This is a genomic window from Bradyrhizobium sp. SMVTL-02, from assembly GCF_051853005.1.
GTDB lineage: Bacteria > Pseudomonadota > Alphaproteobacteria > Rhizobiales > Xanthobacteraceae > Bradyrhizobium.
In genome coordinates, this window is the sequence record NZ_CP182469.1 from 3,712,070 (window position 1) to 3,731,767 (window position 19,698).

Below are 19,698 nucleotides of genomic sequence, written 5' to 3' on the forward strand. Positions count from 1 at the left end.
AATTGATGCTGATGTGAACTGGTTCACGTGGCGACCAGAAAATTGCGACAATTTTTGATTGCAAATGCCGCGTGCAAATGTCTCCTTTAAGATCGTGATGGCTCTATTTCAAATTGCTGCCATAGGATCCATTGAACAACAATGTCCGCTAATACCGGCTTCCTATCGTGCCTTGATCGCTGCATCACCTTAAGGTTCGTCGGACCCAAATTACTTCCCGGCACCCCCTTTTAGTTGCCGGTTGAAATGGTCGAAATCTGTCACAGGACGTCAACCCTGGTGAGCAGGAAGAGGTTCGATCATGTCCACCATACTCGACATGCTTTATCGCGAGTACTGCCGGGCCCGCCTCACCGAAATGCGAAAGCAGCTGTTGATACGGGGCGTTGGCGATAAAATCCTGGAAGCGCCTTGGGAGGATGATGATCCTTCCGAATCTGGCGCTCGAAGGAGTAGCTGGGCGACGAAGGAGCCCCCATCATCCATCGGATAGCTGGAGCGCGTTATCACCCCTATGAGGCGCGAGCGCGGGCCGACAGATGGACGATCGAAGTCAAACCTCGACGCGATTGTTCGGCGAAACTCCGCCGGAGTTCAGAGCGGCCGGCCGCGATCTACGTATCGACGTCTGTCGCGGGATCGCGCTATGGTGGATCTTTCTCGATCATGTTCCCAATAACATCGGCAGCTGGCTGACGCCGCGCAACTACGGTTTCTGCGATGCCGCCGAGATCTTCATGTTCCTTTCGGGCGTGACCTGTGCGCTGGCCTACGGCAGAGCGCGTGAGCGCGAGGGCTGGAGCGGCATGATCGGCCGTTCGCTGCTCCGGGGATGGGACATCTACGCTGCGTTTCTACTGCTTACACTCGCTTGCGCCATCCTCGTCTACGTCGCGAACAGCGATGGTCTCGCTGACGAGAGCAATACGCGAATTCTGCTCGAACGACCGGGCGCGACGCTTGCGCACGCCGCAATCCTGCAATATCGGCCTGTCAACACTGACGTCCTGCCGGTTTTTGTGATTTTTCACGTGCTGTTCGCGCCGCTGCTGTATCTGCTGCTGCGCGCGCCGAACGTCACGCTTGGAGTGTCCTTGTTGCTCTACGCGCTCGTGCACGTGTTTGGTTGGCGAGTTCCCGCTTGGCCCAACGGCGTCTGGTTCTTCAATCCGCTGGCTTGGCAGTTTCTGATCGTGCTGGGCGCATGGTGCGTCATTGAGGGAGACAAATTCCGGCCGTGGATGATGTCGCGCTTGACGCTTGTTCTGGCCGTTCTCTATCTAGTTTTCGCCCTAGTCCTTGCACAGAGTTGGAGCATCGAGCCACTGGTCTCGCAAATCGTGAGGGACCGGCTACTTCCATTGGATAAATCGAATCTAAGTCCGGTACGGCTGTTGCATTTTGTGGCGCTTGCAATTGTGACGCTACGATTCATTCCGCGGAATTGTGAGGGCCTATCGACGACAGTGCTGAGCTGCGCGAAGTGCTGTGGCGAGAATTCGCTGCCGATCTATTGTCTCGGCGTCCTTCTGGCGCTCGCCAGCCAACTTACGCTGCTCGACCTCTGGCAAGGGCTTCCGATGCAGATCGTGGTTAGTGTTGCCGGAGTGCTGATGATGATCGGCGTCGCGCGGTTACTGAACGCGATCGGCATCCAGCGCGAGCGGAAGTCAGCAGGGATGCCGTCGATCGGGAAAGTTCCGCCGGTTCGCTAAACAGGTGGATTGCGCGTGAGCGCGGAGAGCCGCTGTTGGCCTCTGCTGACTTTCGCGGAGAGTGCCGCAACGTCGGCTGCCGAGCGACGAACGGATCTAGGTCAGCCGGGCAAGAAGGGCAGCTAGTGACCCAGCCAAGACCCATAGCGGTCGTGCTGCAGAAAGTTGCTCGAGAGCCCGCAAATGCCCGCGTTTCAGTGACCGTCGCCCGCGCATTGTTGGGGGGCGCAGAATGACTTCTGCCGCATGATCGATGCAGCGCGCACCCCCGATGGCGTGTCGCCGAAGCGTCGGCGAAACAAGCGATTGAAATGAGAAACATCACCAAAGCCGACTGCAAACGCGATATCGATGATGGCCAATTGCAGATGGTGCGGGTCGGTCAACATCGCGAAGGCACGCTCAAGCCGGCACTCGGCAAGGTGCTCGGTAAACGACTTTCCGGTCCCTTCGAGCAATTTTTGCACGTATCGCCGCGACATACCGAGCGCTCCAGCAACATTGTCCAGATCGAAATTGGGATCGTTGAAACGTTGCGCGACCTCTGTCAGGATTGCCTGCAGCTTGGCTGCCTTCACACCACGCTCCGTAACCATGTCTGCAGCTTCGGCGGTCGGCCCGAGCGTCGCGGCCACGAGATCGAGGAGATGTACGCCGACGGTGGACGCCAGTTTTGATGACGGAGGTTCTTTGAAGGATGCGAGCGACCGCAGGTAGCGACCGAGCAATCTAAGCGCCGGTCCCCGATGCACCGGCCGACCTGAAAGATCTTCCGGCTGGGCAACCAGAGACCTAAGGGCAGCAGCCTGCACGGTCACGAATTTGACGCTGCCGCCGCGCGGCCCAAACACGCGCAACGGCCTTCCCCGGTCAATCAAACAAGCGGAGCCAGCGTCATTGACATGTTCCTGGCCAGCATTTGCAAATTGGACCGGTCCAGCCTCGACGATGTTCAGTCCGAATTGGTCACGGCTATCCCTGAGGTGGTGCTTGCAACGGATGAACTCCACCGGCGTGGTGACAATGCTACAAACGCCAACCGCGCCGAGCGACAAGTAGGTGACGTCGATACGTGGGCGGCCGCCGTTGTGATCGATCACGTCTAAGGCAAGGTTCAGCCGCGCAAACTCCTCACGGAACGTGGAGAACCGCGCGCGCTCCGGCAGCATCTCGGTCGACCATCGCAAGAACTGAGATGACGTTGGCATCCGAGCCTCCCGCTTGGGTACCCCTTATATATCATATCGGACGGTACTTCGCTGCATGTGTGAAATGGATCATAGATGGGAAATCGCTGCGCGACATGACCGCGCGCGACCACGTTGCGCGCTGCACGCGATGAGTTGGTACGCGCCCCGCGCAGATTGTGGCGGCTAACGACGGATCGCAGCTTCCAATCAGCCTCTAGCGGCGATCGTCGCAATTGCGGTGTCGGCTTGTCGTGCGCAGAAATCGGTCAGTGATTGGAGGCGGCATTTGGCCCGACGGCGATGTCTCTCGGAGCGGACATCGCCGCGCTCTGGGCTGAGGTCAGGCCGCTCGCGCGGTAGAACGCCGCGGCTGGCGACAGGGCGAAGCAATAGGCGACAGGCCATCGTGACGAGCGGTGCAATTAGCCCCTGGCAATGATCGGATGATCGAGGATCAGCTGATCTGAAAGTTCGTGGCGTAGCACCCCCCATTGCACAAGAGCCAACTCGAGCCCGGCATTCTCGACCGTGATTGCGTGCACTACGGAATGAGAACGGTCAAAGGTCCCTGTCAGGGTCACTCGCGTTAATGTGGCCGCGTCGCGGCTATGTCCGGTCTGGCCTCGATTGTGATAGGGACGGCCTCCGAAGTGCCAACAGAGGCAGGCAGCCTTTGACCCTAGGCGGACCTGAGGCGGCCGACCAATCATAGGCTATGATCAATTTCAGTACGGTCTGCGGGAGCGGAAAAGGAACAATGCCCAGGCGATCTGATTAGAAATTTACAGCTGAGCGGGGATAGACAAGGAAGTTAGACAAGAAAGTGTTCCTGGAGGAGCGTCCTCATTAGAAAGGGAGCAGCAAATGGATGACGGACGAAAATCATCAAAAAAAGCGGGGGAACGGGCCGCTGAAGGCTTGCGCGAGGCAACTGCCAAGGAAGAAGCGAAAAGCGAGAGCAAGACCGGGCACGATCTAGCTAAGGGGGCTGATCGCTTCGAAGAACGCTCAAGAAGCTCCGATGGAAGAAGCGCAGAAGAAAAACAAAAAGGATAGATGCAAACAGCGCCCGCCACCGCGACATCCTGCGCTGCCGCGCGAAATCGGTCGCTGAGCAAAGCGGAGGCACTCACCAGTTACATTTATAGCTATACGGCCTGGTCCGGGTAGGGCGTGCCGTCCTTGTGCACGAAGCGGCCGTCGGAATTGGCGCGCATCATGTCGATGTCCGAGCATGTCGTGAGATCGGCAGGCGCGCGAGCCGACTTCGAGATAGACGGCAACCGCATTTGAGCGGTTGACGATCATGTGGTGTCCGTTGCCGTTTGCCCTCGGGAAGTCGGCGCAGTCGCCCGCGCGCAGCCTCGACTTCGAGCACGACGACGAATTCGTCCCCATGCGAATGCCAGTGCCGCTGGCTCGACCAGCTGCCCGGCGGCAGGCGCATCAGGTTGACGCCGAAATCGGAAAGGCCGCCGGCATTGCCGGGCCGCTTGCGGATGCGCTCGGCGCACGGCGCGTCGAAGGCGCTGGATAGCCCGAGCCCTTGCGGGCCGGGACGTTCGCGACGTCGATCTTTGGCATGAACGCGTCCCGAAATTTCGCATCGAACTTAGGTGGGGCAGGTCGGGTCTGCCAGAGGCTGCCGGGGATTTGCATGCCCGCGCGGTCACGCGAGCCGGAGAGTCGAACTCCCATCGCCGCGCTCAGTTGCCGGATCCCCGTTCTCTAGCTTCGCAGGCATTCCTCGATCGGCCGTACCGACCGCCTCTCCACGATGCGTATCCGCTACAATGCCCGGATCGAAACGCCTAGGCAGGCGGGGTCGGCCTGAACCTGACCGCTGCCGATACCGTCATCATTTTCGACCCGTGGTGGAATCCCGCAGTCGAGCAGGCGATCGATCGGGCTTATCGGATCGGACAGCTCAAGGCCGTTTTCGTTTACAGGCTGATGACCGCCGGAACCATCGAGGAAAAGATGGATGAGCTGAAGGCCAGAAAGCGCGCGCTTGCCGATGGCCTCGTTGATCGCGATGGCGGGATTGCGTCGGCCCTCACGGAGAGCGACGTGAACTGCCTGTTCGACACGTAATCGCGCGCAACGCCGCTGCCCCTGCGGCGTGATTCGATCGAGATGTCCCTGGATGATGACATCATGCCCCTGTTTTGCCCGACGGAGCAACCGTTTCCCGCCAACGCAAGCCAGGGACCTCGTAAGTCATTGATCCCAGACCTGTCGGCTACTGTGCATGGGGTTGTTTTCGAAAGTTTTGCTGGCGGGTCACAAAAGCGTGCGGCAAAAATGATGTGCCGCTGTCGGCCGGCGCAGTTCCCATTCGTCTTCCACCCAGAGAAGTCTGACGGGAGACCAAAAATGCTTCGTTCCCACTATCGCTGGGTGATCGTCGCCGCAGGCGGCCTGCTCGGCTGCGTCGCGATCGGCGGCATGTTTTCGTTGCCGGTGTTCCTGCAGCCGATCGCCAAGGACACCGGCTGGTCGGTGACCGGCATCTCCAGCGCGATGACGATCGGCTTTCTGGCGATGGCCTTCACCAGCATGGCCTGGGGCACGGCGACCGACAGGTTAGGGCCGCTGCCGGTGGTGCTGACCGGATCGACCGTGCTGGCGCTGAGCCTGTTCGCCGCGAGCCATGCGACCTCGCTGATCGTGTTCCAGTTCGTGTTCGGCCTCCTGGTCGGCGCGTCCTGCGCGGCGATCTTCGCGCCAATGATGGCGACCGTCACCGGCTGGTTCGACACCAATCGCAGCCTCGCGGTCTCGCTGGTCTCGGCCGGCATGGGCATGGCGCCGATGACGATGGCGCCGCTGGCGGCCTGGCTGGTCTCCGGCCACGACTGGCGCACCTCGATGCAGATCATCGCGCTGGTGGTCGCCGCCATCATGATCCCGGTCTCGCTCCTGGTGCGCCGTCCGCCGGCGCTCGCACAGGCCGCGGCCGCGCCAATGGCGGAGGGGGCTGCGCGAAACGAGATGTCGGTGGGCGAGGCGCTGCGCTCGCCGCAATTCTTCATTCTGCTCGCCACCAACTTCTTCTGCTGCGCCACCCATTCCGGTCCGATCATCCATACCGTCTCCTACGCCATAAGCTGTGGCATTCCGCTGGTCGCGGCGGTGACGATCTACAGCATCGAGGGGTTTGCCGGCCTCGGCGGGCGCATCGCCTTCGGCCTGATGGGCGACCGGTTCGGCGCCAAGCGCGTGCTGGTCTCGGGCCTGCTGCTGCAGGCGTTCGGCGCGCTGGCCTACGTCTTCGCCCACCAGCTCGCAACCTTCTACGCGGTCGGCGCCATCTTCGGCTTCATCTATGCCGGCACCATGCCGCTCTACGCGGTGCTGGTGCGCGAAAACTTTCCGCTGCGGATGATGGGTACGGTGATCGGCGGCACGGCGATGGCCGGCAGCCTCGGCATGGCGACGGGCCCGCTTGCCGGCGGCCTGATCTACGATGCGTTCTCCAGCTACGCCTGGCTCTACATCGCCTCCTGGGCGATGGGCTTGGGGGCCTTCCTGATGGCGATGACGTTCCGCCCCTTTACGAAGCCGCAAGGCGAGGTGGCGCCCGTGGCCGCATGAACGTGCGAACTGTCCGAGCGCCGGCCAATCCAGCCGGTTCAGGCAGGCGATGTAGGCGTGATAAAGGGCGGCAAGATCGTCTCTGGTCACGTTGAAGCTCCCGAGGCTTCGATGATGACGCAGACCAGGGAAACGGGCTCAGCTCAAAGCCACTTCTCGAAGAACAGGTCGGGATAGGGATCGTCGTTGAAGCGCGGAATCTCACGCCAGCCTGTGCTGCGGTAGAGCTGGGCGGCCTCGGGCAGCGCGCTGTTGGTGTCGAGCCGCAGCAGGGCGATGCCGAGCTCGCGCGCTGTGGCCTCAGTCGCGTCCATCAGACGCCGTCCGAGCCGCAGCCCGCGCGCGGCAGGGGCGACCCACAGCCGCTTGATCTCGGCATAGCCGCGATCGGTTCCCTTAAGGCCCACGCACCCGATCGGCAGCGTGTCCGACATCGCGACGATGAACGTACCGCGCGGCCGGCGCATGTCCTTGGCGTCAGGGTCACGGGATAAAGAGACGTCAAAGCCTTGCTTGAAGCGGCGACCGAGCTCGGCATAGTACTCGCCGAGGCAATAGCGCGCCTGTTCGCTCCGCGGATCCATCTCGTCCAGCGCGATGCGTTCGCGCGTCAATGCGGAGGCGATCATGTCCATCGCCGCCAGCAGTGCTTCGGCTTGCGAATGCTGCGCGAGGAATCCCTCGGCCTGCGCGTTCGAGAGCGCTTCATAGGCCGCGAACTCGCGCCGGCCCGTGCGCGTCAGCCGTGCCACGCGGCGGCGGGCGTCGTCCGGATGCGCGGCGGTCTCGACCACTCCCTCGTCCTCGAGACTGCGGAGCAGCCGGCTCATCAGCCCGGAGTCAAGCCCAAGATAGTCGCGAATATCGGCGACGTCCGAACGCCCGTGCCCGATCGCATTGAGAACGCGCGCGGCACCAAGCGGGCGCCCGCGTCCCAGGAAAGACGTATCGAGCGCTCCGACGGCGGAGGTGACGGCACGGTTGAAACGGCGGACGCGGGAAACGGGATCAAGCATGGTCTCTGACTTTAGTCAGATATCATGCGCGGGTCAATCTGAGCGACCCGCCTCACTCCGCCAGCGTCAGCAGTGGCTTGTCCTTGGCGACGATATAGGTCGCAAGCTCGCTGGCAGTCTCAGCGCCGACATTCTTCGCCGCATGCACCGTGCCGGCGGGGATGAACAGCACGTCGCCGGCTTTCAGCGTGACCGGCGGCTTGCCCTCGACGTCGTATTCGATGGCGCCCGCCAGCACGTAGATGATCTCTTCGCCCGGATGGGTGTGCCGGCCGAACGCGACGCCCGGGGCGAGGTCGACACGCACCTGCACGGCCTCGCGCCCCGGAGCGCTGAGATCGTGGCGCTGGAGATCGGTGCGCCTGACGCCGGCCTGCGCCGCCGCGGCCGGCAGGGTGAACAGGTTTGCCGCGAGCAGGACCGCGCTCGACAGCACGCGGAGGGTTCGCAGATGACGACGGCTCATGATCGGCTCCTTGTGGTGCGTACGTTGTCCGCGCCGCGCCGGCCGGCCGATGCCGGCCGGTCCGCTTCGTGCGGTTTCAGATGAGGGTGGTGGTCACCTCGATGTTGCCGTGCACGGCCTTGGAATAGGGGCAGATTTCATGTGCGGCCTCGATCAGCTCCTGCGCGACCGCGCGGTCGACGCCGGGGACGCTGACGTCGAGACGGGCACGCAGGAAAAACGCGCCGCCGGCGTTGTTCAGGTCGATCGCGGTGTCGACCGACGGCTCGCTCGGAAGCTTGACCTTGCGCTGCGCGGCGGCGAGCCCGAGCGCGCCGAGATAGCAGGCCGACCAGGCGGCGGCGAACAGGTTTTCGGCGGCCGGGTGCGGCTGGGCCAGCTTGACGTTCAGGAAGCCGTCGCTGGAGTGCGCAGCGCCGCCGGCGCCCGAGGTGACGTGGGTCTTGCCCGTGAAGAGAACCTTTGCAGCGGAGGTCATGGTCTTGTCCTTCGTATTATGATCGTATCCGATCTAATCGGATGCGTCTGGAAATAGTCCCGCCGAACGTCGCAGTCAAGCTCTTCCGATTTAATCGCATGCGATTTATATGGGTGCGCAGATCACGTATTGCGGAGGTTCCAATGGCTCACCCCCCAACCACCGGCAAAGGCCGGAAACTGTCGAATTTCCTCTGCTTTGCCGTCTATTCAGCCAATCTGGCCTTTGGCCGCGCCTACAAGCCCCTGCTGGACAAGGTCGGGCTCACCTACACCCAGTACATCGCCCTGGTGGCGCTGTCCGACGAGGACGAGCAGACCGTCAGCGCGCTCGGCGAGAGGTTGTTCCTGGAATCCAACACGCTGACGCCGATCCTGAAAAAGCTCGAGCAGATGGGGCTGATCAAGCGCCACCGCGATCCCGCCGACGAGCGGCAGGTGCGCCTGAGCCTGACGCCTGCGGGGCGCAAGCTGATCGAGCAGGATCTCGGCGGGTCGCTGATCGAGGCGACAGGTCTTGGCGACGATTTTCCGGTGGTGCAGAAGACGGTGAGCCGTTTGCGTGACAATCTGCTGCGCGCGACCAAGGACGACTAACGCATCGAGACACACAAATCGGGAGTTACCGCCGCGGCGGGCCCGCCGTCCAGGCCAGACCCCCACATGGAAGGACATCGTGAGCATTGCGAGTGAAGTGGCGGACCGGTTGGTCGCAGCGAGAGGCGGCGGTCGGGCGGTCGCCTGGCGCGACATCCTTCCGCCGGATCGTGCCGGCGCCTACGCCATCCAGCATGCCACGCTTGCCCGGATCGGTCCGGTCGGCGGCTGGAAGGTCGGCGCGTCGGGCCCGGATGCCGAGCCCGTCTGCGCGCCGCTGCCGGCGTCCGGCCTGCTTGCCTCCGGCGCGCGGCTCGGTCCGGAATTCCGCCTGCGCGGTGTCGAAGTGGAGGTCGCGCTCCGGGTCGGGCGCGCGCTCACGGCTGAAGACGTCGCATTGCCCGATCGCGAACTGGCACGTGCCTTCGACGCCGTCTATCCCGCCATCGAGGTGCGCGCCTTCCGAGTTTCGGCGAGGTCGCCGTCGACCTTTGAGAATCTTGGTGCCGGCGGGCAGGCGCAGGCAGCGTGCTTCGAATATCTTGGGTGTCATGCGATCACTATCGAGGCGCAGGCAGAGCCCTTGTGGCAGTATGCGCGTTCCAACCAGGCCAACGCCTGGAACAAGACGCGGGACGAGATCTCTGATCGCCTCCGCGCGCATTTCTCGGAAGCGCAGATCGTCGAGCTGACCTGGCGCATCGCACTCTGCGGTGCCTTCAACCGCTTCAACGACATCCTGCAGCTCGAGGTCGAGCAGGGCGTGCCCCATAGCGAAGCCGCCGAGTAAGGCTGACGCAGGACAGGTCCCGGAGCGAGGCTCGGCGGCCGATGCAATTGTGCGCCTCTTTGTGAGTTGTGCCGGCGCCGTAGACCGCTACCATGCATCTGCTTCCGTGGAAAACGGGAGATCGCACAACGACCGGGAGGCGATATGAGCGGGCAGGACCACAAGGTGAAGGGATCGGACCTGTTTGTCGCGGCGCTGGAGAATGAAGGCGTCGACCGCATTTTTGGCGTGCCTGGCGAAGAGAATCTCGATCTGGTCGAATCGCTGCGCAACTCCAGGATCGAGCTGGTGCTGACCCGCCACGAGCAGGCCGCAGCCTTCATGGCCGCGACGCACGGCCGGCTCACCGGCAAGCCCGGTGTTTGTCTGTCCACGCTCGGCCCCGGTGCGCTCAACCTGTCCACCGGAGCTGCCTATGCGCATCTCGGCGCGATGCCGATGATCCTGATCACCGGGCAGAAAGCGATCATGAGCAGCCGGCAGGCGCGCTTCCAGATCGTGGACGTGGTCGCCACCATGAAGCCGCTGACCAAACTGTCGCGGCAGATCGTCAGTGCCTCCAGCATCCCGACCGTGGTGCGCGACGCTTTTCGCGTGGCGATGGAAGAGCGGCCGGGACCGGTGCATGTCGAGCTGCCAGAGGACATTGCCGGCGACGAGGTGTCCGCCGTCCCCGTCATCCCGATCCATCCAATCGAGATCCCGGTCGCCCATCGTGCCGCGCTCGACCGAGCCGCCGAGATGATTTTGTCCGCGAAGCGCCCGCTGGTGATGATGGGTGCGGCAACGAGCCGGCCGCGCTCGACGCACGGCATCGCGAGCTTCGTGCGGCGCACCGGCATTCCCTTCTTCACCACGCAGATGGGCAAGGGCACCGTGCCCGGCGGCACCAATCTCTACATGGGCACCGCCGCGCTGTCCGAGCGCGACTACGTCCATGATGCCATCGACGCCGCCGACCTGATCGTCGCGATCGGTCACGACCCGATCGAGAAGCCGCCCTTCATCATGGGGCCGTCGGGGCCGAAGGTCATTCACGTCAGCTACACGTCGGCCAGCGTCGAGCAGGTCTATTTCCCAGACGCCGAGGTCGTCGGCGATGTCGGCCCGAGCCTGGAGCTCTTGGCCGACCGTCTCGAAGGCAAGTTGCCGCAGGCCGCGGCGCTCCTGCCGCTCAGGGAGGAAATCCTCAGCCACATCGCCGATCGCGCCACCGAGGCACGCTGGCCGCCGACGCCGCAGCGCATCGTGCACGACATCCGCCAGGTCATTCCAGAGAACGGCATCGTCGCGCTCGACAACGGCATGTACAAGATCTGGTTCGCGCGCAACTACCGCACCCGTGTCGCCAACACGCTGCTGCTCGACAACGCGCTGGCGACCATGGGCGCAGGCCTGCCGTCGGCGATGATGGCCGCGATGCTCTATCCCGATCGCCGCGTGCTCGCAGTCGCCGGCGACGGCGGCTTCATGATGAACAGCCAGGAGATGGAGACCGCGGTCCGTCTGAAGCTCAACCTGGTCGTGCTGGTGCTGGAGGACAACGCCTACGGCATGATCCGCTGGAAGCAGGCGGTCGACCACTTCGCAGATTACGGCATGACCTTCGGCAATCCGGATTTTGCGCTGTACGCAAAATCGTACGGAGCCAAGGGGCATCGCATCGCAAGCATCGACAGCTTCGGCCCGACGCTCGAGGCGGCCTTCAGAGAAGGCGGCGTGCATCTGGTCTCGATCCCGATCGACTATTCGGAGAACGTGCGGGTGCTCGTCGAGGAGCTCCGCGCGCATGAGAAATCGAAGCGTGATTGATGCGGGCCGAGGCTGTCTCCACATCGTCATTGCGAGCGCAGCGAAGCAATCCAGACTGTGTCCGCGCGAAGATTCTGGATTGCTTCGCTGCGCTCGCAATGACGGAGGCCCCGGCGGGACCTGCAGCCAACATGAGCGCCGTACTTGTATTGCGACCACCGATCGCCGAGATTCGTAACATTCACCCAACCAGCCACAGGACTATGAAATGACTCGCGTTCGTTGCGTCACCGAGATGGGCATGGGCGTCGACGTCCACGGCAGGGACGCGACCAAGGCGGCCAAGCGGGCGGTGTCCGATGCCATCCGGCATTCCAGCCTCGGCTTCTTCCGCATGATCGGCAAGACGGCGAACGACATGTTCGTCGACGTCACGATCGGCGTGCCCAACCCCGAGGCGGTGGACAAGGAAGCGGTTGCGAAGGAGCTGCCTTACGGCACCGTGACCGTGACTGCGGTCAAGGGCGGGCTGGAGATTCCCTCGGCCACGGAAGTCGCCAACGACCCCATCCTCATCGCCAATGCCGCTGTCATCGTCAGCTTCGACAAGGACTAGTCCGGTGTCCGACAATGATGTGGCGCTGCTGGATCGTCCGATCTGGAGCGCGTTGACGACCAGCCAGAAGCACCTGGCTGAGGGCAGCCCGAAAGCGCTGCGTTATCCCGTGGACATGACGCCCTTTGCCGACATGGCCGACATGTCCGCGGCAAGCTTTGCCGCGCTCGGCGATCTCATGTCGCTCTCGCAGGTCGCCGTGCTGTTCACGCCGGAGCCGGTCGAAATTCCCGCCGGCTTCAAGGTGGTGCTCGCCGACACCGGCGAGCAGATGATCGGCTCGCCCGCTGACAGTCCGCTTCGCGACGTCGAGATTGTCACGCTCGGGGCCGCCGACGTTCCTGCCATGATGGCGCTGGCGGAGTTGACCAAGCCCGGCCCGTTCGCGTTGCGGACCCATGAGCTCGGCACGTTCCTCGGCATCCGCGCCGGCGGCGAGCTGGTCGCGATGACGGGCGAGCGAATGAAGCCGGGAAAGTTCGTCGAGATGACGGCCGTCTGCGTGCATCCGGACTATCGCGGGCGCGGCTATGCGCAGGCACTGCTCGCGGCGGTCGCGCGCCGGATCGAGGCGCGTGGCGAATTTCCGTTCCTGCACGTGTTTTCGAACAATAGGTCTGCGATCGCGCTCTACCGGCGGCAGGGCATGCGGATCCGGCGTCGCCTGCACGTCACCGCGCTGATGAGGCAGGGCTGAGCGTTTTTTCGGCGGGGGCTTCATGTCCGCCGAATTCGCGCTATATCCATCCGAACCAAATTCGGGGGAAACACGTGGACGCCAGAACGACAGATTTTTCCGCCGCACGGACGGCGATGCAGCGCTACGTCGATCAGGAGATCATTCCGGGCGTGTCCTGGGCGGTTCTGCGGGGCCGCCAGGTGGTCGATCAGCAATGCGTCGGCTTTGCCGACCGCGAGGCGAAGACGCCGCTCCGGCCCGACCATATCTTCCGTGCGTTTTCCAATACCAAGATCTTCGTCACCTGCGCGATCATGCTGCTGGTCGAGGAAGGTCGCATCGGGCTCGACGACGCGATCGAGAAATTCCTGCCGCAGCTCGGCAACCGCAAGGTCCTGAAGCAGGGCGCAACAAGCCTTGCCGATGTCGAGCCGGCAAAGGGCCCGATCACGATCCGCCAGCTTCTGACCCACACCTCCGGCCTCAGCTACGGCATCTTCGATCCCGGCACGGTGCTGTTCAAGGGGTACAACGAAGCGCTCGTGCTCAATCCGCTGACGCCGCTCTCCGACATGATCGACCGGCTTGCCGATCTGCCGCTGTCCTATCATCCCGGTACGGGGTGGGAATATTCGGTCGCGACCGACGTGCTCGGACGCATCGTGGAGGTCGTCTCGGGCAAGTCACTCGATGCCTCCCTCAAGGCGCGCATCTTCGATCCCCTCGGCATGAGCGACACCGGCTTCCACGTCCCTGAGGCGCAGCAAGGCAGGCTGGTTGCGCTCTACAATGGCGCCGACGTGCTCGATCCGATGAAGCCGGGCCTCACGCGCGCCGACCATCTGCCATATCCGCAGGCCTATCGGCGGCCGTTCCCGCGCCTATCGGGCGGCGGCGGTCTGGTCTCGACCCTGCCGGATATGCTTGCGCTGGTGCGCGCATTGTTACCCGGGTCGGATGCGCTGCTGGAGCCGGAGACGCTGCGGCAGATGATGACCAACCAGCTGCCTGCGGGGCAGACCATCCGCTTTGCCAATCTCGGCCCGATCCCCGGCAAGGGCTTTGGCCTCGGCGGCGCCGTGACCTTCGCGCCGACGCCGTTCGATCCGCCGAACTCCGTCGGCGAATTCCAGTGGGGCGGGCTTGCCGGCACCCATTGGTGGATCTGCCCAGAGGCCAACACGGCCGGCGTGTTGATGGCCCAGCGCTACATGGGCTTCTGGAATCCGTTCTTCTTCGAATTCAAGCGCCTGGCCTACCAGGCGGCTGGAGGCTGAGGCAGTCCATTCGGGTGACATGCCAACCTATCTCGGCCTCGACGGATTTCGCTTCGGCTGGGTCGCAGCCTGGATCGACGATCACGGCGATCACGGCTTCGATTATTCACCGGGCTTGATGCGCCTGCTTGCGATCCCGCACATACGCACGATGATCGACATGCCGATCGGATTGCCCGTGAGCGGCTATCGCGAATGCGATCTGCGTGCGCGCAAACTTGTCGGGCCCGCCGTGTTTCTCGGCGCGCGCCGGGACCTCTGGATCTTCCCGGACATGCCCGCGGCCAATCGCCATTACTGGGAGCACGAAGGCAAGGGCAGGGGCGTCTCTGCGCAGCTCTGGAACATCAGGGACAAGTTGAGAGAGATCGACGACGTCATGACGCCGGCGCGGCAGGCGGCGATCGGCGAAGCGCATCCGGAGTTGATCTTCTGGAATCTCGCGGGGCGCGTCCAGCTCGCAAGGAAGACGTCGGCGTACGGTCGCGAACAGCGCATCGCGCTGCTGGAGCAACGCGGCTTCACGCGTCTGCCGAAATGGTTGACGTTGCGTCACGGCACGGGCATCGGCCGCGACGATCTGATCGATGCCTGCGCCTGCGCCGTCGCGGCACGCGACAGTACGCAGCGTATCGGTGGGGAGGAGATCGATCCGCGCGGATTGCGGATGGAGATCAATTTTTGAGGCCGATCGGCCCTCCTGATCGCCTTTGCCCCGTGGCAGCGACTATTGCGAACCGGATTCGAGGGAGGCGCCCTCGTCGTCCAGCCTTGTTGCTCGCGCTTCATACTCGTCGGCCATCGCTCGCAACCGTTGTGCGGCTTCGTGATGAGCGAGTTCGTCCGCGACGCGGCGACAGCGTTCAGCGTGGTCGAGCAGGGCCCGCTTCTCGATGTTCATGCCGCGACAACGCTCGAACGGGCCATTGGTCCCTGCGCGGCTGCCGGAACCGCGCGATGGCCTCGCAGCGGTCGACGGGAAAATCTGGCAATATTGTCATGTCGCCTCGGAACGTGGCGCTGGAGCCGGCGTTTACGTCAAAGGCTGCTGAGGGACAAAATCCATGTACGACGTGTGCCAATTGGCGACCGCGGTTCTCGCGATTGCCTTTACGGCCCTGCTGTTGGTCACGGGTCAACGGTTCATCGAGTATCGACTCCAGCATGAAGCAATGACCCCGATCGTGGCGTTGGCAACGCTGCCGCGATAGCGGTGGGTCGCCGGGACGAATCGTGACTTGCGCGGTGCGGCATCTCGCCTAGATTGAGCGCGCTCAGTCCATGCACCAAAGGTCCCGATGTCCGATCTCTCCGACTTTCACATCACCAAGCGTTGGCCGGCCAGGAATCCCGAACTGCTTCAGCTCTATTCGTTGCCGACGCCGAACGGCGTCAAAGTCTCGATCATGCTGGAGGAGACCGGGCTGCCATACGAAGTCCACCTCGTCGATTTCGGCAAGGACGACCAGAAGACGCCGGAATTCCTCTCCCTCAATCCGAACGGCAAGATCCCGGCGATGCTCGATCCCAACGGTCCAGGCGGCAGGCCGTTGGCGCTGTTCGAATCCGGAGCGATCCTGCAATACCTCGCGGAAAAGACCGGCAAGCTGCTGCCGCAGGATGCCGCGCGCCGCTACCAGACGCTCCAGTGGCTGCATTTTCAGATGGGCGGTATCGGGCCGATGTTCGGCCAGGTCGGCTTCTTCCACAAATTCGCCGGCAAGGATTTTGGGAACAAGCGGCCGCTGCAGCGCTATGTCGACGAGTCGAAGCGGCTGCTCGGCGTCATGGAGACGCATCTTTCCGGCCGGCAGTGGTTCATGGATGACGACTACACCATCGCCGACATCTCCATGCTCGGCTGGGTGCGCAACCTTATCGGCTTTTACGGCGCGGGCGAGTTGGTCGCGTTCAGCCAGTTCAAGTCGGTTGCCGCCTGGCTCGAATGCGGATTGGCGCGGCCGGCAGTGCAGCGCGGCCTGAACATTCCGAAGCGGCCGTAAGATCAGCCCAGCGCCGTTGGCCATGTAAGCGCCATCAGCGCGACGAGGGCGATCATGGCCCGGCGTTGGTCAAGTCCGGGCCGTCGGAGGCGAGAAACAGCCGGGGATTGTGCTGTTGCGACGCGGGCAGGAGCGGGGCTTCGGTCCGGTGGTCGCGTTGCGGCTAGAACAGCCGTCCGCCGTTCGGCACGGGCTTGCTCGGCTGCACCAGGACGACCTTGCCGTCGGCATCGGGAAAGCCGAGCGTCAGCACCTCGGAGACGACAGGCCCGATCTGGCGCGGCGGAAAGTTGACGACCGCCGCGACCTGTTGGCCCACCAGCGTCTCGAGCAGATGGTTCTCGGTGATCTGGGCCGAGCTCTTGCGCACGCCGATCGCGGGCCCGAAGTCGATCCAGAGACGCCAGGCCGGCTTGCGCGCCTCCGGGAACGGCTTGGCGTCGACGATGGTGCCGACGCGGATATCGACCGCGAGGAAGCTGTTGAAATCGATGGTCGGCAAGGCGGCCGCCGCGGGATCGTGGGTGACGTGCATCATCTGTCCGTTTTGCAGAGCGGGCTTCGTTTGCAATATTGTCGCGCGAAGCGGAGTTTCGTACAACGCCGCTGCCGAAGCATCACGCATGCGCGAGGAGCTGCCTTGCCCAACATCATCTATGGCATCAAGAACTGCGACACCATGAAGAAGGCGCGCACCTGGCTCGACGATCATGGCGTGGCTTACGACTTCCACGACTACAAGGCAGCGGGCGTCGAGAAGGACAAGCTCAAGCAGTGGAGCGACAAGGTCGGCTGGGAGACGCTGCTCAATCGCGCCGGCACGACCTTCAAGAAGCTCCCCGATTCCGACAAGGAAGGCCTCACCGAGAAGAAGGCGCTGGCGTTGATGCTGGCGCAGCCGTCGATGATCAAGCGGCCGGTGCTGGAAGTCGGCGGCAAGCTGCTGGTCGGCTTCAAGCCCGACATCTATGCCAAGGAAGTCAAGGGCAAGTAGTCGGGCCGAGTAGGCCGGCGCTAGTTCAGCTCGATGATCTCGGCGGCCTCACCAGGCTGATCGGCGAAGTCGGCGACGTCCGCGGCCGCGATGCGGCCGGGTACGCGATGAAAGAGGTCGCGGTCGATCACGGCGCACAATTTGGGGCGCGGCAGCGCGTCATTTCCGCGCATCAGATTCCTGATCTCGAAGCCGCCATCCTCGCAGAAGGTCTTGAGCGAGCCGATGACGTGACAGACCTTGCCGTCGGTCAGGAACGGCAGCAGCAGGCGCTCATAGGCGACGACCCGCCCATAGACGTCGGCGACGTCGGCGACGCTGTAGACCGGAAGCCCGCGTGCGACGCATTCGTGGTAGACCGGCATCACCAGCGGCACGAGCCGCGGCCCGATATATTCGTCCAGCGGCACGCCCTTGCCGGTGTGCCCGTAGGCATGCGAGATGCGTGTGCCTTCGCTCTGGATGATGAGGCGCGGGAGGGCGGCCGAGTTGTCCACCGCATAATAGATGAGATCGGACAGCTCCTCCTCGAGCCGCGCCGGCTGGTAATCCCAGATCGCCGGTGCGATCTCCTGGCGCGCATAGAGCCGCAGCCACGTGTTCAACAGATCACGCTGCCTGATCGACTTGACGACGGAGGGGGCGGCGCTTGCGAAATCCAAAACAACATTCCCGAAAGAACATACCCGCAGCATGATGCCGCCCACGGGAAAATTTTTGATGAAGGCTGGTGCGCGGGGCGAAAGACCGTTAACGACGGCTTGATGGCCGGTGCTTTTGCGAACCGGGAGGCCGGGCAGGCACGACATCAAAACATCTCCGACTAAGGGAGCATTTGTTTCCCGGCCGGAGGCCTGATCTGCTCAGCTTTCCGCCTTGCCTAACCCCCGTCACCTCCGGCATATTCCGCGCCCGGAGGCGGCGTTCCGGACGGGCTCCAGGACCTCCGGGATGGCGAAGCAACAAGGACAGCGCGGCGCGTCGCGCGGGCAGGGGGAAATCTGTTTGGCCGATGAGTTCATTCTCGAAACGGAAGGCTTGACCAAGGAGTTCGCGGGCTTCTTCGCCGTCCGCGACGTTGCGCTCAAGGTTCGCCGTGGGAGCATTCATGCGTTGATCGGCCCGAACGGCGCCGGCAAGACGACGTGTTTCAATCTTCTGACCAAGTTCCTCAAACCGTCTGCCGGTAAGATCCTGTACAAGGGGCAGGACATCACCGCGATGGCGCCGGCCGACGTCGCCCGCATGGGACTTGTCCGTTCGTTCCAGATCTCGGCGGTATTTCCGCATCTCACCGCGCTGGAAAACGTCCGCGTCGCGCTGCAGCGCCAGCACGGCAGTTCCTTCGATTTCTGGCGCTCGAAGTCGGTGCTCAACCGTTTCAACGATCGCGCCCGCGAGCTGCTGAACGATGTCGGCCTCAGCGAGTTTGCCAATACGCCCGCGGTCGAAATGCCCTATGGGCGCAAGCGTGCACTGGAGATCGCAACCACGCTCGCGCTCGACCCGGAGATGATGCTGCTGGACGAGCCGATGGCCGGCATGGGCCACGAGGACATCGACAAGATCGCGGCACTGATCAAGCGCATCTCCGCGAAATACACCATCCTGATGGTCGAGCATAATTTGAGCGTCGTGGCCAATCTCTCCGACATCATCACGGTGCTGACGCGCGGGCAGGTGCTCGCGCAAGGTCATTACAGCGAGCTCACCAAGGACGAGCGCGTCAAGGAAGCCTACCTGGGAGCCGGTCATGCCTGACACTGCGATCGCCGAGGCTCCGGCAAGGGCTGCGACCGGCGGAAACATCCTCCAGGTCCGCAACCTCGAAGCATGGTACGGCGAGTCCCACATCCTGCACGGGATCAACTTCGACGTGAATGCGGGCGAGGTCGTCACCCTGCTCGGGCGTAACGGCGCCGGCAAGACCACCACGCTGAAGTCGATCATGGGCATCATCGGCAAGCGTGCCGGTTCGGTGAAGTTCAACAACCAGGAGATCATTCGCGCCACCTCCGACAAGATCGCGCGGATGGGCATCGCGTTCTGCCCGGAAGAGCGGGGGATATTCGCCAGCCTCGACGTGCGAGAGAATTTGATGCTGCCGCCGGTGGTCCGCGAGGGCGGACTGCCGCTGGAGCAGATCTTCGATCTGTTTCCGAACCTGAAGGAGCGGCTGAACAGCCAGGGCACGAAGCTGTCCGGCGGCGAGCAGCAGATGCTCGCGATCGCGCGCATCCTGCGCACCGGCGCGAGCTTCCTGATGCTGGACGAGCCGACCGAGGGCCTTGCGCCGGTCATCATCCAGCAGATCGGTCATACCATTGCGCGGCTCAAGAAGGAGGGCTTCACGATCCTCCTGGTCGAGCAGAACTTCCGCTTCGCATCCACCGTCGCCGATCGTTATTATGTGGTCGAGCACGGCAAGATCATTGACGGGTTCTCCAATTCGGAGCTCCCCGCCAACATGGACAAGCTCCACGCCTATCTCGGCGTCTAGAACTGCCAGAGAAGACTTCAAAAAAAGGA

Annotated in this window: 22 protein-coding genes and 2 pseudogenes; 16 read left to right on the forward strand and 8 right to left on the reverse strand. The window is 63.2% G+C overall.

From position 1 onward, the window contains the following. The first annotated feature begins 539 nt into the window (after positions 1–539). A complete protein-coding gene (locus tag ACNJYB_RS17280) occupies positions 540–1,715 on the forward strand; it encodes an OpgC family protein (RefSeq protein ID WP_439375034.1) in 1,176 nt (391 codons plus the stop codon). Positions 1,716–1,909: 194 nt separating this feature from the next. On the opposite strand, the gene ACNJYB_RS17285 is transcribed toward ACNJYB_RS17280, so the two are convergent. Then, positions 1,910–2,923 carry an AraC family transcriptional regulator gene (locus ACNJYB_RS17285; protein ID WP_439375035.1) on the reverse strand — a complete coding sequence of 338 codons (1,014 nt, stop codon included), beginning with the start codon at positions 2,921–2,923 and terminating at the stop codon, positions 1,910–1,912. Between the two features lie 846 nt (positions 2,924–3,769). Between ACNJYB_RS17285 and ACNJYB_RS17290 the strand changes: the two genes are divergently transcribed. Beyond that, positions 3,770–3,961 (forward strand): hypothetical protein, encoded by a 192-nt coding sequence (locus tag ACNJYB_RS17290; RefSeq protein WP_439375036.1) that lies wholly within the window; start codon positions 3,770–3,772, stop codon positions 3,959–3,961. 92 nt (positions 3,962–4,053) lie between these two features. Here the strand turns inward: ACNJYB_RS17290 and ACNJYB_RS17295 are convergent. Next, positions 4,054–4,489 (reverse strand): annotated as a pseudogene (locus tag ACNJYB_RS17295) (cupin domain-containing protein). A 231-nt stretch (positions 4,490–4,720) separates the two neighbouring features. On the opposite strand from ACNJYB_RS17295, the pseudogene ACNJYB_RS17300 reads away from it, so the two are divergent. Continuing rightward, a pseudogene (locus ACNJYB_RS17300) lies at positions 4,721–4,999 on the forward strand (helicase-related protein); the annotation flags it as partial. A gap of 282 nt (positions 5,000–5,281) precedes the next feature. Continuing rightward, entirely contained in the window at positions 5,282–6,502 is a 1,221-nt protein-coding gene (locus tag ACNJYB_RS17305; protein WP_439375037.1) for an MFS transporter, read from the forward strand. Positions 6,503–6,645: 143 nt separating this feature from the next. Here ACNJYB_RS17305 and ACNJYB_RS17310 read toward each other — a convergent pair whose 3' ends face one another. The 3 genes from ACNJYB_RS17310 to ACNJYB_RS17320 all read right to left on the reverse strand — a co-directional run bounded on the left by ACNJYB_RS17310 (position 6,646) and on the right by ACNJYB_RS17320 (position 8,462). Next, positions 6,646–7,518, reverse strand: a complete 873-nt coding sequence (locus tag ACNJYB_RS17310; protein ID WP_439375038.1) for a bifunctional helix-turn-helix transcriptional regulator/GNAT family N-acetyltransferase — start codon at positions 7,516–7,518, stop codon at positions 6,646–6,648. A gap of 52 nt (positions 7,519–7,570) precedes the next feature. Next, the gene (locus ACNJYB_RS17315) at positions 7,571–7,984 is read right to left on the reverse strand and encodes a cupin domain-containing protein (protein ID WP_439375039.1); all 414 of its coding nucleotides are present in this window, start codon (positions 7,982–7,984) and stop codon (positions 7,571–7,573) included. A gap of 76 nt (positions 7,985–8,060) precedes the next feature. Next, complete coding sequence (locus tag ACNJYB_RS17320; RefSeq protein WP_439375040.1) at positions 8,061–8,462, reverse strand: Ohr family peroxiredoxin; 402 nt, start codon at positions 8,460–8,462, stop codon at positions 8,061–8,063. Positions 8,463–8,605: 143 nt separating this feature from the next. Here ACNJYB_RS17320 and ACNJYB_RS17325 point away from each other — a divergent pair, with 143 nt between their 5' ends. The 7 genes from ACNJYB_RS17325 to ACNJYB_RS17355 all read left to right on the forward strand — a co-directional run bounded on the left by ACNJYB_RS17325 (position 8,606) and on the right by ACNJYB_RS17355 (position 14,857). After that, positions 8,606–9,058, forward strand: coding sequence for a MarR family winged helix-turn-helix transcriptional regulator (locus ACNJYB_RS17325; RefSeq protein ID WP_439375041.1), 453 nt, complete (start codon positions 8,606–8,608; stop codon positions 9,056–9,058). A 79-nt stretch (positions 9,059–9,137) separates the two neighbouring features. Further along, positions 9,138–9,848 carry a hypothetical protein gene (locus tag ACNJYB_RS17330; RefSeq protein WP_439375042.1) on the forward strand — a complete coding sequence of 237 codons (711 nt, stop codon included), beginning with the start codon at positions 9,138–9,140 and terminating at the stop codon, positions 9,846–9,848. A 144-nt stretch (positions 9,849–9,992) separates the two neighbouring features. Beyond that, the gene (locus tag ACNJYB_RS17335; protein WP_439375043.1) at positions 9,993–11,660 is read left to right on the forward strand and encodes an acetolactate synthase large subunit; all 1,668 of its coding nucleotides are present in this window, start codon (positions 9,993–9,995) and stop codon (positions 11,658–11,660) included. A gap of 208 nt (positions 11,661–11,868) precedes the next feature. Further along, positions 11,869–12,216, forward strand: a complete 348-nt coding sequence (locus ACNJYB_RS17340; RefSeq protein WP_018646107.1) for a Lin0512 family protein — start codon at positions 11,869–11,871, stop codon at positions 12,214–12,216. A gap of 4 nt (positions 12,217–12,220) precedes the next feature. Continuing rightward, complete coding sequence (locus ACNJYB_RS17345; RefSeq protein ID WP_439375044.1) at positions 12,221–12,913, forward strand: GNAT family N-acetyltransferase; 693 nt, start codon at positions 12,221–12,223, stop codon at positions 12,911–12,913. A 74-nt stretch (positions 12,914–12,987) separates the two neighbouring features. Continuing rightward, the gene (locus ACNJYB_RS17350) at positions 12,988–14,172 is read left to right on the forward strand and encodes a serine hydrolase domain-containing protein (RefSeq protein ID WP_439375045.1); all 1,185 of its coding nucleotides are present in this window, start codon (positions 12,988–12,990) and stop codon (positions 14,170–14,172) included. A gap of 19 nt (positions 14,173–14,191) precedes the next feature. After that, positions 14,192–14,857, forward strand: a complete 666-nt coding sequence (locus tag ACNJYB_RS17355) for a DUF429 domain-containing protein (protein ID WP_439375046.1) — start codon at positions 14,192–14,194, stop codon at positions 14,855–14,857. A gap of 42 nt (positions 14,858–14,899) precedes the next feature. On the opposite strand, the gene ACNJYB_RS17360 is transcribed toward ACNJYB_RS17355, so the two are convergent. After that, positions 14,900–15,073 carry a hypothetical protein gene (locus ACNJYB_RS17360; protein ID WP_439375047.1) on the reverse strand — a complete coding sequence of 58 codons (174 nt, stop codon included), beginning with the start codon at positions 15,071–15,073 and terminating at the stop codon, positions 14,900–14,902. 163 nt (positions 15,074–15,236) lie between these two features. On the opposite strand from ACNJYB_RS17360, the gene ACNJYB_RS17365 reads away from it, so the two are divergent. Continuing rightward, positions 15,237–15,383 (forward strand): hypothetical protein, encoded by a 147-nt coding sequence (locus tag ACNJYB_RS17365; protein ID WP_439375048.1) that lies wholly within the window; start codon positions 15,237–15,239, stop codon positions 15,381–15,383. A gap of 87 nt (positions 15,384–15,470) precedes the next feature. Further along, the gene (locus ACNJYB_RS17370; RefSeq protein ID WP_439375049.1) at positions 15,471–16,175 is read left to right on the forward strand and encodes a glutathione S-transferase family protein; all 705 of its coding nucleotides are present in this window, start codon (positions 15,471–15,473) and stop codon (positions 16,173–16,175) included. A gap of 163 nt (positions 16,176–16,338) precedes the next feature. On the opposite strand, the gene ACNJYB_RS17375 is transcribed toward ACNJYB_RS17370, so the two are convergent. Next, on the reverse strand, positions 16,339–16,710 hold the full coding sequence (locus tag ACNJYB_RS17375; RefSeq protein WP_439375583.1) for a tRNA-binding protein: 372 nt from the start codon (positions 16,708–16,710) through the stop codon (positions 16,339–16,341). A 105-nt stretch (positions 16,711–16,815) separates the two neighbouring features. On the opposite strand from ACNJYB_RS17375, the gene ACNJYB_RS17380 reads away from it, so the two are divergent. Further along, positions 16,816–17,169, forward strand: a complete 354-nt coding sequence (locus ACNJYB_RS17380) for an ArsC family reductase (RefSeq protein ID WP_439375050.1) — start codon at positions 16,816–16,818, stop codon at positions 17,167–17,169. A 20-nt stretch (positions 17,170–17,189) separates the two neighbouring features. Here ACNJYB_RS17380 and ACNJYB_RS17385 read toward each other — a convergent pair whose 3' ends face one another. Further along, a complete protein-coding gene (locus tag ACNJYB_RS17385) occupies positions 17,190–17,864 on the reverse strand; it encodes a PAS domain-containing protein (RefSeq protein WP_439375051.1) in 675 nt (224 codons plus the stop codon). Between the two features lie 310 nt (positions 17,865–18,174). On the opposite strand from ACNJYB_RS17385, the gene ACNJYB_RS17390 reads away from it, so the two are divergent. Then, positions 18,175–18,930 carry an ABC transporter ATP-binding protein gene (locus ACNJYB_RS17390; RefSeq protein ID WP_008551999.1) on the forward strand — a complete coding sequence of 252 codons (756 nt, stop codon included), beginning with the start codon at positions 18,175–18,177 and terminating at the stop codon, positions 18,928–18,930. Further along, positions 18,923–19,669 (forward strand): ABC transporter ATP-binding protein, encoded by a 747-nt coding sequence (locus ACNJYB_RS17395; RefSeq protein ID WP_439375052.1) that lies wholly within the window; start codon positions 18,923–18,925, stop codon positions 19,667–19,669. The genes ACNJYB_RS17390 and ACNJYB_RS17395 overlap by 8 nt, the downstream gene beginning before the upstream one ends. The last annotated feature ends 29 nt before the right edge of the window (positions 19,670–19,698 follow it).

Coding starts and splice junctions, on each gene's coding strand:
- ACNJYB_RS17280 (WP_439375034.1), top strand. CDS start 540: ATGGACGATCGAAGTCAAACCTCGACGCGATTGTTCGGCGAAACTCCG.
- ACNJYB_RS17285 (WP_439375035.1), bottom strand. CDS start 2,923: ATGCCAACGTCATCTCAGTTCTTGCGATGGTCGACCGAGATGCTGCCG.
- ACNJYB_RS17290 (WP_439375036.1), top strand. CDS start 3,770: ATGGATGACGGACGAAAATCATCAAAAAAAGCGGGGGAACGGGCCGCT.
- ACNJYB_RS17305 (WP_439375037.1), top strand. CDS start 5,282: ATGCTTCGTTCCCACTATCGCTGGGTGATCGTCGCCGCAGGCGGCCTG.
- ACNJYB_RS17310 (WP_439375038.1), bottom strand. CDS start 7,518: ATGCTTGATCCCGTTTCCCGCGTCCGCCGTTTCAACCGTGCCGTCACC.
- ACNJYB_RS17315 (WP_439375039.1), bottom strand. CDS start 7,984: ATGAGCCGTCGTCATCTGCGAACCCTCCGCGTGCTGTCGAGCGCGGTC.
- ACNJYB_RS17320 (WP_439375040.1), bottom strand. CDS start 8,462: ATGACCTCCGCTGCAAAGGTTCTCTTCACGGGCAAGACCCACGTCACC.
- ACNJYB_RS17325 (WP_439375041.1), top strand. CDS start 8,606: ATGGCTCACCCCCCAACCACCGGCAAAGGCCGGAAACTGTCGAATTTC.
- ACNJYB_RS17335 (WP_439375043.1), top strand. CDS start 9,993: ATGAGCGGGCAGGACCACAAGGTGAAGGGATCGGACCTGTTTGTCGCG.
- ACNJYB_RS17340 (WP_018646107.1), top strand. CDS start 11,869: ATGACTCGCGTTCGTTGCGTCACCGAGATGGGCATGGGCGTCGACGTC.
- ACNJYB_RS17355 (WP_439375046.1), top strand. CDS start 14,192: ATGCCAACCTATCTCGGCCTCGACGGATTTCGCTTCGGCTGGGTCGCA.
- ACNJYB_RS17360 (WP_439375047.1), bottom strand. CDS start 15,073: ATGAACATCGAGAAGCGGGCCCTGCTCGACCACGCTGAACGCTGTCGC.
- ACNJYB_RS17365 (WP_439375048.1), top strand. CDS start 15,237: ATGTACGACGTGTGCCAATTGGCGACCGCGGTTCTCGCGATTGCCTTT.
- ACNJYB_RS17370 (WP_439375049.1), top strand. CDS start 15,471: ATGTCCGATCTCTCCGACTTTCACATCACCAAGCGTTGGCCGGCCAGG.
- ACNJYB_RS17375 (WP_439375583.1), bottom strand. CDS start 16,710: ATGCACGTCACCCACGATCCCGCGGCGGCCGCCTTGCCGACCATCGAT.
- ACNJYB_RS17385 (WP_439375051.1), bottom strand. CDS start 17,864: ATGCTGCGGGTATGTTCTTTCGGGAATGTTGTTTTGGATTTCGCAAGC.
- ACNJYB_RS17395 (WP_439375052.1), top strand. CDS start 18,923: ATGCCTGACACTGCGATCGCCGAGGCTCCGGCAAGGGCTGCGACCGGC.